The sequence below is a fragment of the Micromonospora sp. L5 genome (genome assembly GCF_000177655.2).
Taxonomy (GTDB): Bacteria; Actinomycetota; Actinomycetes; order Mycobacteriales; family Micromonosporaceae; genus Micromonospora; species Micromonospora aurantiaca.
Genome location: NC_014815.1, coordinates 1,802,538 through 1,818,584, shown reverse-complemented (window position 1 = coordinate 1,818,584; position 16,047 = coordinate 1,802,538). Strand labels below are relative to the sequence as shown.

Sequence of the window (16,047 nt, the reverse complement as noted above, 5' to 3'; positions counted from 1 at the left end):
CAGCGCGTACGCCCGCCACACCGGGGTGTCGGCCGGCGCGCCCCGACCCCGGGGAGAGCCATGGTGCTGTTCCGCCGCAGCCGGCCCGGACGCCCGGACCGCGCCGCCGTCGTCGCCATCGCCGAGGAGACCGCGCCCACCGGTGACCCGACGCCGGCCGGTTCCGTCGCGCCCGCCGTTCCGGCCGCCCGGGACGGCGACGACGAGCAAGGTCCGGCGCCTGCGAGCCTGGACCCGGCCGCCGTCCCGCGCCTGTTCGGCCCGGTGCCCAACACCGCCGCCAGCCCGCTGCCCACGCTCGACCCGGACGGCCGCCCGGTACCCGGCACCGGCATCCGCAAGTTCGTCGACCCGCTGCCGCTCCCCGGGCAGCCGGCCACCGCCGGGCTCGGCGCCCGCCTGCCCGTCGCCGTCCCGGACACCATCACCTGGCCGGGCTGCGACTACTACGAGATCGGCCTCCAGGAGTACGCGCAGCGCCTGCACCGCGACCTGCCCGCCACCCGGCTGCGCGGCTACCGCCAGCTCAACCTGGGCACCGACGCCTCCGGGCACAACACTGTCGGCCCGCCCGACCGCCCCTGGCACCTCGGCCCGATGATCGTGGCCCGGCGGGGCCGCCCGGTGCGGATCAAGTTCATCAACCAGCTCCCCACCGGACGGGCCGGCGAGCTGTTCCTGCCCGTGGACGAGACGGTCGACGGCGCGGGAGCCGGGCCGCTCGACGGTCCCGCCCCGTACCCGCAGAACCGCGCCGTACCGCACCTGTCCGGCGCGCAGACCGGGTGGATCAGCGCCGGCAACCCGTGGCAGTGGGTGACCCCGGCCGGCGAGATCACCCCGTACCCGACGGGTGTGGGTGTGACGCCGGTGCCGGACATGCCGCCGCCCGGCGCGGGCGCCACCACGCTGTACTTCCCGAACGACCAGAGCGGCCGGCTCATGTGGCTGCACGACAACACGCTCGGCTTGTCCCGGCTCACCGTCTACTCCGGGCAGATCGCGCTCTACCTGCTCACCGACCCGGCCGAGGAACGGCTCGTCGACGACGGCGTGCTGCCCGCCGACCAGCTCCCGCTGGTGATCGAGGACAAGACGTTCGTACCCGACGACGCGCAGCTCGCCGCCCAGGACCCCACCTGGGACCGGGACCGCTGGGGCGCCAAGGGCAGCCTGTGGCACCCGCACGTCTACCAGCCGCGGCAGAACCCGTACCGGCTCACCGGCACCAACCCGACCGGGCGCTGGGACTACGGGCCGTGGACTCACGACCCGGACGGCGGCGCCAGCCCGTGGGTCGCCCCGGTGCCGAACCCGCACCACGACCCCGACACCGACCCGGACGAGCCGCCGCTGGTACCGGGCGTGCCGCACCCGTCGGCGGTCCCCGACGCGTACGGCGACACTCCGCTCGTCAACGGCGTCGCATACCCGTACCTGGAGGTCGCGCCGCGGGCGTACCGGTTCCGGATCCTCAACGCCTGCGCGGACCGCGCGCTCAACCTCCAGCTCTACCGGGCCGCCTCCGACGCGCCGATGTGGGCCGAGGACGGCAGCCCGGCCGACCCGGACGCCGGTGAGGTGCCGATGGTCGAGGCGGTACGCGCCCCCGGGCGGCCCGCGTACTGGCCGGCGGACGGGCGCGACGGCGGCGTGCCCGACCCGGCCGCGGCCGGGCCCGAGATGATCCAGATCGGCAACGAGGGCGGCCTGCTCCCCGCCCCCGTGGTGCTGACCAACCGGCCGGTGGACTACCGGTACGACAGGCAGGACCCGACAGTGCTCAACGTGGACGGGCACGCGCTGCTGCTCGCCCCCGGCGAACGGGCCGACGTGGTGGTGGACTTCTCCACTGTGCCGCCCGGCAGCACGCTCATCCTCTACAACGACTGCCCCGCGCCGCTGCCCCGGTTCGACACCCGCTACGACCACCACACCGGCGCGCCCGACCGGACCGCCGCCGGTGGTCTGCCGCCGACCCGCCCCGGGTACGGCCCAAACACCCGTACCCTGCTCCAGATCCGGGTCACCGGCACCCCCGCGCAGCCGTACGACACCCGGCGGCTCGCCGAGCGGCTACCCGGGGCGTACGCCCGCAGCCAGCCGCCGCCGATCGTGCCGCAACCCGCGTACGACACCGCGATCGGCACCTCCACCCCGCGCCCGACGCTGGTTCCCGCGCGGGCCACCTCGGTCACGTTCACCCCGGCGGGCGCGACCGCCCCGGTCACGTTGCCGCTGGCCGTGAAGTCGGTCGGGCAGGTGTTCGAGGCCCGGCACGGCCGCGCCGTGGGGCGCCTCGGCGTCGGCCACCCGGTCGCCGGACCACTCGCCCCGGCCACGCTGCCGCTGGGACCGGCCGACCCGGCCACCGAGGTCCTGCACGCCACCGACCCGGCGGTGGCGGTCGGCGCGCCCGGCGACGGCACCCAGCTCTGGCGGATCGTCGGGGACGCCCCGCGCACCCATCCCGTCCACATCGAGGGCTGCGACGTCCAGCTCGTCAACCGGGTCGGCTGGGACGGCACGGTCCGCGCGCCCGACCCGGGCGAGCTGGGCTGGAAGGACACCGTCCGGGTCAACCCCCGGGAGGACGTCGTGGTGGCGCTGCGTCCCGTCCCACCAGCCCTGCCGTTCAAGATCGGCGACAGCGTACGGCTGCTCGACCCGACCCGCCCGGCCGGCGCACGGCTGGACGCCGGTCCGGTCAGCCCGGTCGACGGCCGCCCCGCGGTCGTGGTCAACCAGGTGGTCAACCTCGGCTGGGAGTACCGCTGGCAGACCCGCTCGGCCGGACTCCGCGACCAGGGCATGAGCCGGCCGCTGGTGGTGCGCGTGGCACCCAAGGCGCCGACCGGGCTCACCGCCACCCCGGCACCCGGCAGCGCCACCGCACTCCCCGCCATCGCGCTGACCTGGACCGGCAACGGCAGCCGGCCCGTACCCACCAGCCACCGGCTGCAACGCGCCACCGACAGCACCTTCACCACCGGACTGACCGAGATCACGGTGGCCGCCACCGCCACCCGGTACACCGACGCCACAGTCACGCCCGGCGTCACCTACCACTACCGGATCCGTGCCGAGAACGCGGTGAGCTGCTCGTCCTGGTCCAACGCCGTACCGGCGGCGGTGCACCTGTCCGCGCCGACCCGGGTGACAGCGGTGCTGCCGCCGACCGGGCCGCTGCGGGTGGCGCTGCGCTGGGCCAACCACTCCTTCGCCACAGGCGTGGACGTGCAGCGGGCCACGAACCCGACGTTCACCAGCGGTCCGGGCACCACGGCCATCGCCGTGGGCGAGTCCCACGTGGACCCGGCCGTCGCGCCGGACACCACGTACTACTACCGGGTACGCACGACGTACCTGGGCGCCGCCTCGCCCTGGTCGACTGTGGCCACCGTGACCACACCGGCCCGGCCGGTCGCGCCCACCGGCGTGAGCGTCACCGCGAGCGTGTCCGGGCCGGACACCGCCAGCGTGACGGTGACCTGGTCGGCGCCGACGCCGGCCGGACCGGGCGCCGGTTTCGTCGTGCAGCGCGCCACCGACACCGCCTTCACCCGTGAACCGGCGACGTTCCACGTGACCGGCCGAGGCTTCACCAACACCGGCCTGGCCCGAGGCATGACCTACCACTACCGGGTACGAGCGACAAACGTCGTAGGCACGTCCCCCTGGACCCCCCCAGCCCGAACAACAACCCCCACCTGACCCGCCCCCTCTCCCCGCGCCCCTTCCCTCCCCGTTGATCATGAAGTTAGCGGCAGTTTCAGAGATCAACACCACCGCCAACTTCATGATCGCGCCCGTGGGTCGGCCCGCCACCGCCCCCTCCCTCCCCCGTGATCAAGGAGTTTGTGTCCGGATCAGGCGCGCATCAGGACACAAACTCCTTGATCACCGGAGTGAGCGGCGCGGGTGGGGTGGGTGGGGGTGGGGTGGGTGGCGCGGATGGCGGGAGGACCGGCAAGCCCGGGGCGCGAGAAGGCAGGGTGCCGGGCGGAGCGCCGCCTCGGCGTGCGGAAGGCCGATCGATCATGAAGTTGACGGCCGAAATGGAGATCGAAACTGCCGTCAACCTCATGATCGATCGCGCTGGTCGGGGGCGCTTGGACGGTGATCAAGGGGTTTGTGTCGGGATCCGGCTGCGGGGAGGACACAAACTCCTTGATCAACCGGGCGAGGCCGGGGCGGGGAGGGGCGGGGCGGGGAACCGTCAGGGGGCGCGCAAGGGGGTGCGGAGTTCGGCCAGGGCGGAGGCTACGCCGTGCAGCAGGTCGGTGGCCTCGGTCAGGCGCGCGGCGGCCGGGTGCTCGGTGTTCGGACGGGCGTCCTCGGCTACGTAACCGGCGGCGGCCACCACCAGCCGCTCGTACGCGGCCACCCCGTCCTCCAACTGGGCCACCAGCGTGGCGTGCACCTCGTTCAGCGTGCTCTGCGGGGTCAGCTTCGCCGCGCGTTCCACGCTCGCCACCCGGGTCGCCAGCTCACGCAGTGAACGGTCGGCCTCGGCCGACTCCCGGACCGCCGGCTCGGCCAGCCCGGTCAAGCGCCCGGCCAGCCCGGCCAGGGTGAGCGCGGCCCGGTCCAGCCGGGCCCACGGCTCGGCTGCGGCGGTGCCGCGCAGCGCGAGGCGGGAGCGGACCCGGCGTACCTCGGCCACGACGCCCGGGCCGACGGGCAGCCGCTCGACGGCGGCGACCAGCCGGGCGCGGGAGCGGGCGGCGGCCTCCGCCGGGTCGAGGGCGGGCGGGGGCGGCACGGCGGCCAGCGCCCGGTGGTCGACCCAGCGCCAGGCGGCCACCGCGATCGCGCTGCCCGCGGCGCCGGCCCAGGCCGCGTCCGCCAGGCCGAGTCCGGCGTACGGGGTCAGCACCGCGGCGGCGCCGCCGAGCCCTCCGGCCAGCACGCTCCACCGCCGCGCCGAGTTGCGTAGCCTGCGCAGCCTGCGGAAGTGCCGGGCCCGTTCGTCCGCCATCGTGTCCGCCCCTCCGTCAGCCGGTCGTGGTCTCCCCGGTGCCGCGTTCCCGGCTCATGCTGGCCCGGATCTCGTCGAGACGGGCTGCGGCTGCCGGATCGGCCGGCTGCCCCACGGCGGGGGTCTCGGACCGGCTGCCGAGCTGCTCGCCGGCCATGCTCGACCGGATCTGCTCCAGTCTCGCCGATCCGGCCGAGTCGAGCGTGGCCTTCTGGATCTCCAGCATCCGGCCCTCGACCGAGTTGCCGGCCAGCTCGGCCCGGCCCATCGCGGTGGCGTAGCGGCGTTCGATCCGGTCACGGACCTCGTCCAGCGAGGGGGTGTTGGCGGGCGCGGTGAGCGACGACATCGACTCCAGCGAGCGGGCCACGCTCTCCTGCATCTTGGCCTGCTCCAGCTGGCTGAGCAGCTTGGTGCGCTCGGCCAGCTTCTGCTGGAGGATCATCGAGTTGTTCTCGACCGCCTTGCGGGCCTGTGCGGCCGCGCCGAGCGCCTGGTCGTGCAGCGTCTTGAGGTCTTCCAGCGCCTGCTCTGCGGAGACCAGCTGGGTGGCCAGCATCTGGGCGGTCTGCTCGTAGCGCCCGGCCTCGGCCTCGTCGCCCCGGCCCCGCGCCTGGTCGGCCACCGCCAGCGCCTGCCGCGCGTTGCCCTGGAGCTGTTCCACCTCGGTCATCTGCCGGGACAGCTTCATCTCCAGCTGGCGCTGGTTGCCGATCACCGCTGCCGCCTGCTGCACCAGCGCCTGGTGCTGGCGCTGTGCCTCCTCGACGGCCTGCTGGATCTGCACCTTCGGATCGGCGTGCTCGTCGATCTTCGCGCCGAAGAGCGCCATCAGGTACTTCCAACCCTTGACGAACGGGTTCGCCATCTCCGCCTCGTCCCCTCAGTAGCGTCGCGCCTACATCGTCCCAGCCGGACGCCACTCCGGCACCCGTACGCTCCTGATCAACAGTACGACGCGAACGCCAGCACTGCCCACGACGTGACAGCCGGGGTCAGGCGGCGCAGACCACATCCCGCTCGGCGGGGCGTACGCGGGTGCTGCGCAGCGTGGCCTTGAGCGGCGAGTCCTGCCGGACCTGGACGGCGACCCCGCCGTCGGAGGTGACCTGCCGGACACCGCGGTTGGTGGCCTTGCGCACGGCGGACGGGCCCACCGGGGCCGGCTCGACCCGCTCGTCGGTCACCGGCACCAGCACGCCGGGCATCTGCTCGGCCAGGGCGACCGTGTCGCTCACCTCGCGCAGCAGCTCGGACAGGCGGGCGCCGAGCGCGTCGCAGATCGCGGCCAGCAGCTCGCTGGAGGGTTCCTTCTGGCCGCGTTCGATCTCGGAGAGGTAGCCGAGGCTGACGTTGGCGGCGGAGGAGACCTCGCGGAGGGTGCGGTGCTGCCCTTGCCTGCGTGCTCGCAGCGCGTCACCGATCACCCGGCGTAGCAGGACCATCGCACCTCCCCCTGAACGGGACCACCATCTCCGGCCGGAACACGTCGCGCCGGACGCGGCGGACCGCCCCGGCGCCGACGGCGACCGCCGGAGCCTTCCCGCAACCGTACCCGTTGGTCGCCACGACGACATCCCACCCCGCCTTTCGAAAATCCGGGCGGATCGACAGGTCCGGCGATCCCGCCGCCGGGCGTGTCGGCGCCGCGCGGGCTCACCGGCGGCCCGCCCCCGCCGCCTCGGCGGCGTCGGCGTCGGCGGGGAGTTCGATGCGGTCGGCGAGCAGCCGCAGCGCCTCGATCACGGCAGCCGAGCGGATGTGGTCGCGACCGCCGTCGAGGTCGAGCCGGCGCACCTCGGTGCCGTCCGGTCCGGCGACCGCCACGTAGACCAGGCCGACGGGCTTGTCGTCCTGCGGCTCCGGACCGGCCACCCCGGTGGTGGCCAGGCCCCAGTCGGCGCCGCACCGCTGCCGTCCGCCCTCGGCCAGCGCGGCCGCCACGTCCGGGTCGACCGGGCCGCGCTCGGCCAGCAGGTCCTCCGGTACGCCGGCGAGCGTCGCCTTGAGTTCGGTGGCGTAGACCACCATGCCGCCCCGGTAGATCGAGCTGACCCCGGCGATCTCCACGATCGCGGCGGCGAGCAGGCCGCCGGTCAGCGACTCGACGGTGGCCAGCGTCTCGCCGCACTCGTGCAGGCGGTGCACCACGGCGGCCGCCGGGCTGCCGGCGGGCCGCTGGTTACTCGCGTCGGTGTCCATGCCCGCCCCCATTTCCCGCCCCACGCCGGCTTACTCGTCCGCCGTCCGGGCCGACGGACCCTTGCCCCGGACCGACTGACCCGCCGCCCGGACCGACTGACCCGCCGACCGGCTCAACGGGCCGGGCGGCGCAGTCGCAACGCCTGGGCGATGTAGTCGAACCCGGTGACCACGGTGACCACGACGGCCGCCCCCATGATCCACGGTCCGATCGCGGCGAGCGCCTCCGGCATCGGCCAGAGATACCAGGTGATGGCCAGGATCTGCAGCGCGGTCTTGACCTTGCCACCACGGCTGGCGGCGATCACCCCGTGCCGGATCACCCAGAAGCGCAGCCCGGTGATGCCCAGCTCGCGGACCAGGATCACCACGGTCACCCACCACGGCAGCCGGTCGTAGAAGGAGAGCAGCACCAGGGCGGCGCCGGTGAGCGCCTTGTCGGCGATCGGGTCGGCCACCTTGCCGAGTGAGGTGACCAGTTCGTACCGGCGGGCGATCCAGCCGTCGACCAGGTCGGTCGCGGAGGCCACCACGAAGATCACGCAGGCGGCCGTCCGCCAGCCCGCGTTGCTCATGCCGGAGGCGATCACGGTGGCCACGAAGACCGGCACCAGCACCAGGCGCGCGCCGGTGAGCAGGTTCGCCGCGTTGAGCAGCGGTACGGGGGCAGCCGCCGTCGACTCCGCTCCCGTCATGTCCCGCATCGCCCCACGTGGCTTCCCCGCTCCATCAGGGCCCGCCGTCACCGTACCGCGCCGGGCGCCGCCGAGATCATCTCATCCGGTACGGCGACCAGGTCCACGCCCTCGGTCGCCGTCACCGTGGCCCGGACCAGGTCACCGGGGCGCAGCGCGGCCAGATCGACGCCGCCGCCGACGGGCGCGACGAGTGTGGTCGAGCCGTCGACCTCGGGCGCCTGGTGGGCGGCCCGCCCCTCCACCACCCCGTCGGCGGTCGAGTCCACGAGCACCTCCACCGTCGCGCCGAGGCGCTCCTCGGCGCGCTGCGAGCAGAGTTCGTCGGCCAGCGCGCTGAGCTTGTCGTACCGCCGCTTGATCGTGGCGGCGGAGACCTTGCCGGTCAGGCCGGCGGCCTCGGTGCCGTCCTCGTCGCTGTAGTCGAACATGCCGATCGCGTCCAGCCGCGCCTCGGTCAGGAACCGGACCAGCTCGGCCACGTCCTGCTTCGTCTCGCCGGGGAAGCCGACGATGAAGTTGCTGCGCGCGCCCGCGTCCGGCGCCAGCGCGCGGGCAGAGGCGAGCAGTTCCAGGAACCGGTCGGTGGAGCCGAAGCGCCGCATCCGGCGCAGCACCGGCTCACTGGAGTGCTGGAACGACAGGTCGAAGTACGCGGCCACGCCCGGCGTGGTGGCGATCACCTCGACCAGGCCGGGCCGGGTCTCGGCCGGCTGGAGGTAGCTGGCGCGGACCCGCACGATCCCGTCGATCGCGGCGAGCTGCGGCAGCAGCTTCTCCAGCGCCCGGGGATCGCCCAGGTCCTTGCCGTACGAGGTGGAGTTCTCGCTGACCAGCACCAGCTCGCGGACGCCGGTCTTGGCCAGCCACTCGGCCTCGGCGAGCAGCTCGTCCGGGGTACGCGAGACGAAAGCGCCGCGGAAGGCAGGGATGGCGCAGAACGCGCACCGCCGGTCGCAGCCGCTGGCGAGCTTCAGCGAGGCCACCGGGCCGGTGTCGAGCCGGTGCCGCAGCACCTGCCGCAGGTGGGCCGGGGTGTGCGCGTCGGTCTCCGGTGCGACCCGGGCCGGGGTGCCGTGCCCTGGTAGCGACACCGCCGCGTCGCGGCGCTTCACCGGGGTCAGCGGCAGCAGTTCCCGCCGGTCGCGGGGGGTGTGGGCGCCGATCGCCTCGCCGGCGAGCACCGAGTCGAGGCGGGCGGCGATGTCCGGGTAGTCGTCGAAGCTGAGCACGGCCTGCGCCTCGGGGAGACTGTCGGCCAGCTCACGGCCGTACCGCTCGGCCATGCACCCGGCGGCGACGACCTTCGCGCCGGTGTCGGCGGCGGCCAGCAGCGTCTGGATCGAGTCCTGCTTGGCCTTCTCGACGAACCCGCACGTGTTCACCACCACCACGTCGGCGCCCTCGCCGTCGGTGGTGACCTGCCATCCGTCGGCGTGCAGCCGGGCGGCCAGCTCCTCCGAGTCGACCTCGTTGCGGGCGCAGCCGAGGGTCAGCAGGGCGACGCGGCGCCCGTCGGATCGCGGGGTGGAGGAGGAGGCAGACACCATCCGAGGGTACCGGGCCGGTTCCGGTGCGCCGCGCACCCGTCCGGCCAGGGTCAGCGCGCGGACACGGCCACCCGGGCCAGCCGATCGAGGAGGAACACCTCCGTGCCGGCCAGGCCGGTGGAGCAGAAGACCGAGATCTGGTCCGCGGTGGTCCGGCCGGGAGCCGCGCCGGCCAGCACCGCGCCCAGGTCGCGCAGCCGCCCGGCGTACGGCTCGACGGCGGCGAGCATCGGCGGGACGTACGCGGCTGCCTGCCCGGGTGAGTCGGTGACCAGCAGGTCGGCGGCGTCGAGCAGGTCGGGGCCGAACTCGTGCCTGTCGACCTGCTTGAAGCCGACGGTGTTGACGTGGGTGCCGGGGGCCAGGTCGGCGGCGTCGAGCACCGGGACGGTGCTGGTGGTGGCGAGCACCACGACGTCGCGGTCGCGTACCGCGGCGGCGGCCGAGCCGACGGCGCGGGCCGGCACGCCCAGCTCGGCGCGGACCCGCGCGGCGAACGCGTCCCGCCGGGCCGCCGAGCGGCTGAACACCGTCACCTCGCGCAGCGGCCGGACCGCCGCCGCGGCCCAGACCTGGGTCCACGCCTGCCGGCCGGACCCCACCACGCCGATCGTGGCGGCGTCCGCGCGGGCCAGGGCGTCCACCGCCACGCCACCGAGTCCTCCGGTACGCCGGGAGCCGAGTTCCTCGCCGACGGCGATGGCGCGTACCGCGCCGGTGGCCGCGTCGTGCAGCACGACGAGCTGACCGCTCTCCGGGTGGCCGAACGTGTCGTACGAGCGGAAGCCGTACCACTGCCCGGTGAGGTGCCCGGCGGTGAGCACCATCCGGCCCCCGCCCAGCGGCGCGGACGCCCGGGGCGGGGCGATGAGCCGCCCGGCGTGCGCGGCCAGCAGCGCGTCGCGCATGGCCGCGACGGTGAGCGGGGCGTCCACGGCGGCCGCGACGTCGTCGTCGGAGAAGAGCACGGTCATGCGTTCCATCGTGCAACCTGAAGTTGACGTCAACTCCACTCATGGTGGGCTTTCTCACCCCGCCGCCGACCCGGCCCGCCCGGTGCTACCGTCGGCCACGACGGCCCGCGGGCCGTCCCGGACGAGTGGTGGGCGTACCCGGTCAGGCCAAGACGCCCCGCGTGACCTAACCGTCGCCCGGCCCGCTCCGCGCCGGGCCCGCCCGTCAGAGGTGATGTCCCATGGCCTGGATCGTGCTGGTGATCTCCGGACTCCTGGAGACCGCGTGGGCGATCGCGCTGGACCGCAGCGCCGGCTTCACCCGTCCGCTCCCCTCCGCCGTCTTCGCCGTCACCCTGGTCGGCAGCATGGCCGGCCTGGCGTACGCGCTGCGCGACATCCCGGTCGGCACCGGCTACGCGGTGTGGGTCGGCATCGGCGCCGTGGGTACCGCGCTGGTCGGCATGCTCGCACTCGGCGAACCGGTCAACCTGCCGCGCGTGGCCTGCCTGCTGCTGGTGGTCGCCGGTGTGATCGGGCTGAAGCTGTTCGCCTGATCGCCCGCATCCGGTTTGGACGATGCGCCGCCCGGGGTACCCGGTCTCCCGTTGACCGACAGAGCGATCATCACGGAGGACCCCATGGCCGACATGCACGCCAGCGCCCGTCCGCGCAGCAACGCCGCCCGGATCTGCACGATCGTCGCGTTCGTCTTCGCGGCTCTCGCGATCTTCCTGTCCCCGCTGATCTTCGGCGTCCTCGGCCTGATCCTCGGCATCGTCGGCGCCGTCCTCGGTGACAAGCCGCTGGGCTGGTACGCCGCCGCCGCGAGCGTGGTCGGCGCGATCATCGGCGCCGTGCTCGTCGCCGCCCTGCTCAACTGACCCGTAAACCGCCGACGGCGGCCACCACCCTCGGGTGGGGCCGCCGTCGTCCGTTTGCGGGGCCGTCAGTCCTCGCCGCCGCGCAGGCCGGCCAGGACCTCCTCCAGCTCGTCCGGCTTGACCAGCACGTCGCGGGCCTTGGAGCCCTCGGACGGGCCGACCACGCCCCGGGTCTCCATCAGGTCCATCAGCCGGCCCGCCTTGGCGAAGCCGACCCGCAGCTTGCGCTGGAGCATCGAGGTCGACCCGAACTGCGAGGTGACCACCAGCTCGACGGCCTGCACGAGCAGGTCCAGGTCGTCGCCGATGTCCTCGTCGATCTTCTTCTTGCTGTCCTGCGCCGGGGCGAGCACGTCCGGGCGGAACTCCGGCTCGCGCTGGTCCTTGCAGAACTTGACCACGTCGGCGATCTCGCGCTCGGTGACCCAGGCGCCCTGGATGCGCTGCGGCTTCGACGCGCCCATCGGCAGGAACAGGCCGTCGCCGCGGCCGAGCAGCTTCTCCGCGCCCGGCTGGTCCAGGATGACCCGGGAGTCGGCCAGCGAGGAGGTGGCGAACGCGAGCCGGGACGGCACGTTCGCCTTGATCAGGCCGGTGACCACGTCGACCGAGGGCCGCTGGGTCGCGAGCACCAGGTGGATGCCGGCGGCCCGGGCGAGCTGGGTGATCCGGACGATGGAGTCCTCCACGTCGCGCGGCGCGACCATCATCAGGTCGGCCAGCTCGTCCACGATCACCAGCAGGTACGGGTACGGCCGCATCTCCCGCTCGCTGCCCGGCGGCGCCTTGATCTCGCCGTTGCGCACCTTGCGGTTGAAGTCGTCGATGTGCCGGACCCCGTTGGCGGCGAGGTCGTCGTAGCGCATGTCCATCTCGCGGACGACCCACTCCAGCGAGTCGGCCGCCTTCTTCGGGTTGGTCACGATCGGCGTGACCAGGTGCGGGATGCCCTCGTAGCCGGTCATCTCGACCCGCTTCGGGTCGATCAGCAGCAGCCGCACCTCGTCCGGCGTGGCCCGGGTCAGGACGGACACCAGCAGCGAGTTGAGGCAGGACGACTTGCCCGCGCCGGTGGCTCCCGCAATGAGAATGTGCGGCATCTTCGCGAGGTTGGCCACCACGTAGCCGCCCTCGATGTCCTTGCCGAGCGCCACCACCATCGGGTGGTGGTCGCTCGTCGCCTCGCGGGAGCGCAGCACGTCGCCGAGCGACACGTTCTCCGGGTCGGTGTTCGGGATCTCCACACCGACCGCGCTCTTGCCCGGGATCGGGCTGAGGATGCGCACGTCCGGCGACTTCACCGCGTACGCGATGTTGCGGGACAGCTGGGTGATCCGCTCGACCTTGACGCCTGGGCCCAGCTCCACCTCGTACCGGGTGACTGTCGGGCCGCGGGTGAAGCCGGTGACGGCGGCGTCCACGTCGAACTGCTCGAAGACGCCTGTGAGCGCCGCGATCACCTCGTCGTTGGCCTTGCTGCGGCTCTTCGGCTTGGCGCCGCTGCCGAGCAGGTTCGCCGGCGGCAGCGTGTAGTCGCCGGCGAGCCCGGTCAGCGCGAGCTGCTCGGCCCGGGTGGGCAGCGGCGAGTGCTCCGGCGGCTCGACCGGCTTGCGGTTCGCCGGCACCTTCGGCGGCTTGCGCGGCAGCACCAGCGTCTCCTGGAGGTCGACGCCTGCCAGCTCGTCGTCCGGATCCAGCGGCTCCAGCGGCGGCGGCATCCGCTTCGCGGGCCGCTTGCGGGCGGGCTTCGCCGGCGCCTCGTCCTCGGCCGACTCCTCGTCGGCGTCCGCCCCGGCCGGGTCGGCACGCAGGCCGAGCCGCTCCGGGATCTTGTTGATCGGCGTCGCGGTGACCACGAGCAGGCCGAACACCAGCAGCAGGAGCAGCAGCGGCATGGCCACCCAGGCGGTCACCGCGGACTTCAGCAGGTCGCCCACGCCCGCGCCGATCAGACCGCCGGCGAAGTCGCGCTGGACCTCGTCGACCGGGTTCTGCCCGATGTGCAGCATCGCGGCGGTCGCCAGCATCATCGAGCCCCAGCCGACCAGGCCGCGACCGCGGTGCTCGGGGTCGGCGGGGGTCCGCATCAGCCGCCACGCGCCGACCATGAACAGCACCGGAAGGATTATCGAGATGGCGCCGATGAACAGCCGTACGGTGTCGGCCAGGTGCCGGCCCACCGGCCCGGCGCCGCCGCCCCAGATGCCCACCGCGCTGAGGATGGCCAGGCCGAACAGCAGCAGCCCGGCGCCGTCGCGGCGGTGCTCCGGATCCAGCTCCCGGGTGGACGCGGCCTGCCGCCCGGCCACCCGGAACGTCCAGCCGACCGTGTGCGCAAGTCCCATCCAGACGGCGCCGACCGCCCGGCCGACGAACGCGGCCGGGCTCGGCCCGGGAGCCGGTCGCCGCCGCGCCGGCTTCCGCGCCGCCGCCTTCTTCGCCGGTTGCCGGGCGCGGTTGTTCGTGGTGCCACGCGGCGACGCGCCGCGCCGCCGGCTCGCCTGAGAGGTACGGCCCGCCATAGAGTCACGGTAACGGCGGCACCCGGTGGATCGCCGCTTTTCCGGGTCGTGTCCGCGCGTCGCAGCACGGGTCGGACCGTCGTTTGTGTTATTCGCCTCAGAAGGGATGCCCGATGGCGTCGCCGGAGATCGAGGACGGTCCGGACGGTCCGCTGGCCGGACACCCGCAGGAACTGCGCCCGCTGACCGGCGAGCTGATCGCCGCCGTGCTCGGCCACCGGGGGTACGCGGTGGTCGAGGAACCCGACGGCGCGCTGGTGGGCCGCTGGGAACGGAACCTGATCTGGTTCCACCGCCGGGGCGTGGCCGGTGAGCTGCTCCAGGTACGCACAGTCGTCGCGGACCACTTCGGCATCGAGCGCGTGCCCGAGCTGCACGCCTTCTGCAACACGTGGAACCACGACCGGCTCTGGCCGAAGGCGTACGTGCACGTCGCCGACGACGGGTCGGCCCAGGTGTGCGGCGAGGTCACCACCGACCTGGAACGCGGGGTGACGCCGCACCAGCTCGACCGGCTCGTCGACTGTGGCGTGACCACCGGGTGCCAGCTCGCCGCCGCCGTCGACGAGCTGGCCGGCGGGACGCTCCGGTGACCACGGCACGCGACCGGGGGCTGGCCGCCGCGCTCGCCGACGCCCGGGACCGGCCCGACGGCGCGGAGCGCTGCGCCGAGCTGGAGCGGATCGCGTCGCGGGCGGACGCCACCGGCGACCCGCGTACCGCCCTGTCGGCACGGTTCGCGCTGGTCGAGGCGTACCTGCACCGGGGCGAGCGGTGGCGGGCGGTGGAGCCGGTCCGGCGGATGCGGACCACGCTGGACGGGCAACCCGGGCTGCTGGACGCCCGCCCGGACGAGCTGACCCGGTTGCGCCGGCATCAGCGGCAGGCGGTGGAGGCGTCGTTCGGCACGCCCCGGGTGGGTCTGGACCAGGCCCGCTCCCTGTTGGACGCGCTCGCCGGGGAACTGGGCGAGGACGCCGCGCCGGTGGCGGAGCTGCGCTGCCGGCTCGCCGACCACCTCGGCGACGAGCCGGCGGCCCGGCGGGCGTACGAGCGCTGGTCGGCGGCGGACGCGAACGACCCGGTGGGTGGCTGTGCGGGGTGCGCCCCGGCGCGGCGGGCCGACCTGCTGGCCGGCTGGGGCGAGCCGGAGGCGGCTCTGGCGGCGTTGGCCCCGGCGCTGGCCGGCTGGGTCGAGCCGCAGTCGGTACCGACCCGGCGCGGCGAGCGGCAGGCGGCAGCCGCCGGCGCGACGGCCTGCACCGACCAGCCGGAACGGGCGCTCGCCGTGGGGCTGCTGCCGTGGCTGCGTACCGGCGCGGTGACGCAGGCGGCCCGGGCGCACGTGCGCGCGTACCGCCGGCACCGCAGCGAGCGGACGGCGTTCCCGCTGCTCGCCGCACATCTGCGCTTCTGCGCGCTGGGCGGCTACCTGCATCGTGGGCTGGAGATCCTCACCGAGCAGCTGCCCGAGCTGGACCGCCCGGCCGACGACCTGGCCGCGATGGAGTTCGCCGCGGCGGGCGCGCTGCTGTGCGGACTGGCCGCCGAGGCCGGGCTGGGCGGGCGGCGCATCCACCGCCCGGGGCACGGTTCCCGGGCGGCGGCCGAGGTGGACGTGGCGACGCTCGGTACGCAGTTGCAGGCGCTGGCGACGGCGCTCGCCGGCAGCTTCGACGCCCGCAACGGCACCGGGCACCAGTCCGGCCGGATCGCCTCCTGGCTGGCCGAACGGCCGCTCGCCGCGCCGGTGTCGCTGGCTGCCGAGAGCGAGTTCGACGAGGAGCCGGACGCCGATGATCCGGCCGAACCCCTGCTGCCCGGGCCGGAGGAACCGGCCCCGCTGGACGCGGCGCTGCTCGCCGCCGCGCTCGACGCCCGGGGCGAGCCGTACACGCCTGAGCCGGACGGCACGCTCGCCGGACGGTGGGGCGAGGCCACGATCCAGTTCCGCCTGCTCGGCCGAGACGGCGACGTGCTGCACGCCCGGGTGGTGGCGGAGCGGCGGCTGCCGGCCGCTCGGCGCGCCGAGGCGTACGCGTTCTGCAACGCCTGGAACCACGACCGGCTGCTGCCCGCCGCGTACGTGCACGAGCCCGGCGACGGGACGCTGGTGCTGGCCGCGGGCGTCTCCACCGACCTGTCCTGCGGGGTGGCCCCGGCGCAGCTCGCGGTGCTGGTGGCCGCCGCGGTCCGCACCGGCACCGCGTACGCCGAAGCGGTCGCCGCGCTGCCCTGACACGCGGCGCGGCCCCCGACC

Annotated in this window: 13 protein-coding genes and 1 riboswitch; of the genes, 5 read left to right on the top strand and 8 right to left on the bottom strand. The window is 74.5% G+C overall.

Going from position 1 to position 16,047, the window contains the following annotated elements; all coding sequences use genetic code 11:
- The first annotated feature begins 60 nt into the window (after positions 1-60).
- Entirely contained in the window at positions 61-3,714 is a 3,654-nt protein-coding gene (locus ML5_RS08885) for a fibronectin type III domain-containing protein (RefSeq protein ID WP_013474458.1), read from the top strand.
- A 505-nt stretch (positions 3,715-4,219) separates the two neighbouring features.
- On the opposite strand, the gene ML5_RS08880 is transcribed toward ML5_RS08885, so the two are convergent.
- The 7 genes from ML5_RS08880 to ML5_RS08850 all read right to left on the bottom strand — a co-directional run bounded on the left by ML5_RS08880 (position 4,220) and on the right by ML5_RS08850 (position 10,402).
- Positions 4,220-4,981, bottom strand: coding sequence for a hypothetical protein (locus ML5_RS08880; protein ID WP_013474457.1), 762 nt, complete (start codon positions 4,979-4,981; stop codon positions 4,220-4,222).
- A 16-nt stretch (positions 4,982-4,997) separates the two neighbouring features.
- Positions 4,998-5,849, bottom strand: a complete 852-nt coding sequence (locus ML5_RS08875) for a PspA/IM30 family protein (RefSeq protein ID WP_013284702.1) — start codon at positions 5,847-5,849, stop codon at positions 4,998-5,000.
- Between the two features lie 127 nt (positions 5,850-5,976).
- Positions 5,977-6,426 (bottom strand): helix-turn-helix domain-containing protein, encoded by a 450-nt coding sequence (locus ML5_RS08870; RefSeq protein WP_013284701.1) that lies wholly within the window; start codon positions 6,424-6,426, stop codon positions 5,977-5,979.
- A 211-nt stretch (positions 6,427-6,637) separates the two neighbouring features.
- Positions 6,638-7,183, bottom strand: coding sequence for a CinA family protein (locus ML5_RS08865; RefSeq protein WP_085983662.1), 546 nt, complete (start codon positions 7,181-7,183; stop codon positions 6,638-6,640).
- 113 nt (positions 7,184-7,296) lie between these two features.
- The gene (gene pgsA, locus ML5_RS08860) at positions 7,297-7,878 is read right to left on the bottom strand and encodes a CDP-diacylglycerol--glycerol-3-phosphate 3-phosphatidyltransferase (RefSeq protein ID WP_030269816.1); all 582 of its coding nucleotides are present in this window, start codon (positions 7,876-7,878) and stop codon (positions 7,297-7,299) included.
- Positions 7,879-7,925: 47 nt separating this feature from the next.
- On the bottom strand, positions 7,926-9,428 hold the full coding sequence (gene rimO / locus ML5_RS08855; RefSeq protein ID WP_013474455.1) for a 30S ribosomal protein S12 methylthiotransferase RimO: 1,503 nt from the start codon (positions 9,426-9,428) through the stop codon (positions 7,926-7,928).
- Positions 9,429-9,478: 50 nt separating this feature from the next.
- Positions 9,479-10,402: an ornithine cyclodeaminase family protein gene (locus ML5_RS08850; RefSeq protein ID WP_030269818.1), complete on the bottom strand. Its 924-nt coding sequence runs from the start codon at positions 10,400-10,402 to the stop codon at positions 9,479-9,481.
- Between the two features lie 96 nt (positions 10,403-10,498).
- A riboswitch (guanidine-III (ykkC-III) riboswitch) is annotated at positions 10,499-10,564 on the top strand.
- Between the two features lie 59 nt (positions 10,565-10,623).
- Between ML5_RS08850 and ML5_RS08845 the strand changes: the two genes are divergently transcribed.
- Entirely contained in the window at positions 10,624-10,938 is a 315-nt protein-coding gene (locus ML5_RS08845; protein WP_013284696.1) for a multidrug efflux SMR transporter, read from the top strand.
- A gap of 84 nt (positions 10,939-11,022) precedes the next feature.
- Positions 11,023-11,265: a hypothetical protein gene (locus tag ML5_RS08840; protein ID WP_013474454.1), complete on the top strand. Its 243-nt coding sequence runs from the start codon at positions 11,023-11,025 to the stop codon at positions 11,263-11,265.
- Between the two features lie 65 nt (positions 11,266-11,330).
- On the opposite strand, the gene ML5_RS08835 is transcribed toward ML5_RS08840, so the two are convergent.
- Positions 11,331-13,787 carry a DNA translocase FtsK gene (locus ML5_RS08835; protein ID WP_013474453.1) on the bottom strand — a complete coding sequence of 819 codons (2,457 nt, stop codon included), beginning with the start codon at positions 13,785-13,787 and terminating at the stop codon, positions 11,331-11,333.
- A 113-nt stretch (positions 13,788-13,900) separates the two neighbouring features.
- Here ML5_RS08835 and ML5_RS08830 point away from each other — a divergent pair, with 113 nt between their 5' ends.
- Together ML5_RS08830 and ML5_RS08825 are read left to right on the top strand one after the other, a co-directional pair.
- Positions 13,901-14,380 carry a YbjN domain-containing protein gene (locus ML5_RS08830; protein ID WP_013284693.1) on the top strand — a complete coding sequence of 160 codons (480 nt, stop codon included), beginning with the start codon at positions 13,901-13,903 and terminating at the stop codon, positions 14,378-14,380.
- The gene (locus tag ML5_RS08825; protein WP_013474452.1) at positions 14,377-16,026 is read left to right on the top strand and encodes a YbjN domain-containing protein; all 1,650 of its coding nucleotides are present in this window, start codon (positions 14,377-14,379) and stop codon (positions 16,024-16,026) included. Before ML5_RS08830 ends, ML5_RS08825 begins: the two co-directional genes overlap by 4 nt.
- Positions 16,027-16,047 lie beyond the last annotated feature (21 nt).

Coding starts and splice junctions, on each gene's coding strand:
- ML5_RS08850 (WP_030269818.1), bottom strand. CDS start 10,402: ATGACCGTGCTCTTCTCCGACGACGACGTCGCGGCCGCCGTGGACGCC.
- ML5_RS08840 (WP_013474454.1), top strand. CDS start 11,023: ATGGCCGACATGCACGCCAGCGCCCGTCCGCGCAGCAACGCCGCCCGG.
- ML5_RS08845 (WP_013284696.1), top strand. CDS start 10,624: ATGGCCTGGATCGTGCTGGTGATCTCCGGACTCCTGGAGACCGCGTGG.
- ML5_RS08865 (WP_085983662.1), bottom strand. CDS start 7,183: ATGGACACCGACGCGAGTAACCAGCGGCCCGCCGGCAGCCCGGCGGCC.
- ML5_RS08870 (WP_013284701.1), bottom strand. CDS start 6,426: ATGGTCCTGCTACGCCGGGTGATCGGTGACGCGCTGCGAGCACGCAGG.
- rimO (WP_013474455.1), bottom strand. CDS start 9,428: ATGGTGTCTGCCTCCTCCTCCACCCCGCGATCCGACGGGCGCCGCGTC.
- ML5_RS08880 (WP_013474457.1), bottom strand. CDS start 4,981: ATGGCGGACGAACGGGCCCGGCACTTCCGCAGGCTGCGCAGGCTACGC.
- ML5_RS08885 (WP_013474458.1), top strand. CDS start 61: ATGGTGCTGTTCCGCCGCAGCCGGCCCGGACGCCCGGACCGCGCCGCC.
- pgsA (WP_030269816.1), bottom strand. CDS start 7,878: ATGACGGGAGCGGAGTCGACGGCGGCTGCCCCCGTACCGCTGCTCAAC.
- ML5_RS08830 (WP_013284693.1), top strand. CDS start 13,901: ATGGCGTCGCCGGAGATCGAGGACGGTCCGGACGGTCCGCTGGCCGGA.
- ML5_RS08835 (WP_013474453.1), bottom strand. CDS start 13,787: ATGGCGGGCCGTACCTCTCAGGCGAGCCGGCGGCGCGGCGCGTCGCCG.
- ML5_RS08875 (WP_013284702.1), bottom strand. CDS start 5,849: ATGGCGAACCCGTTCGTCAAGGGTTGGAAGTACCTGATGGCGCTCTTC.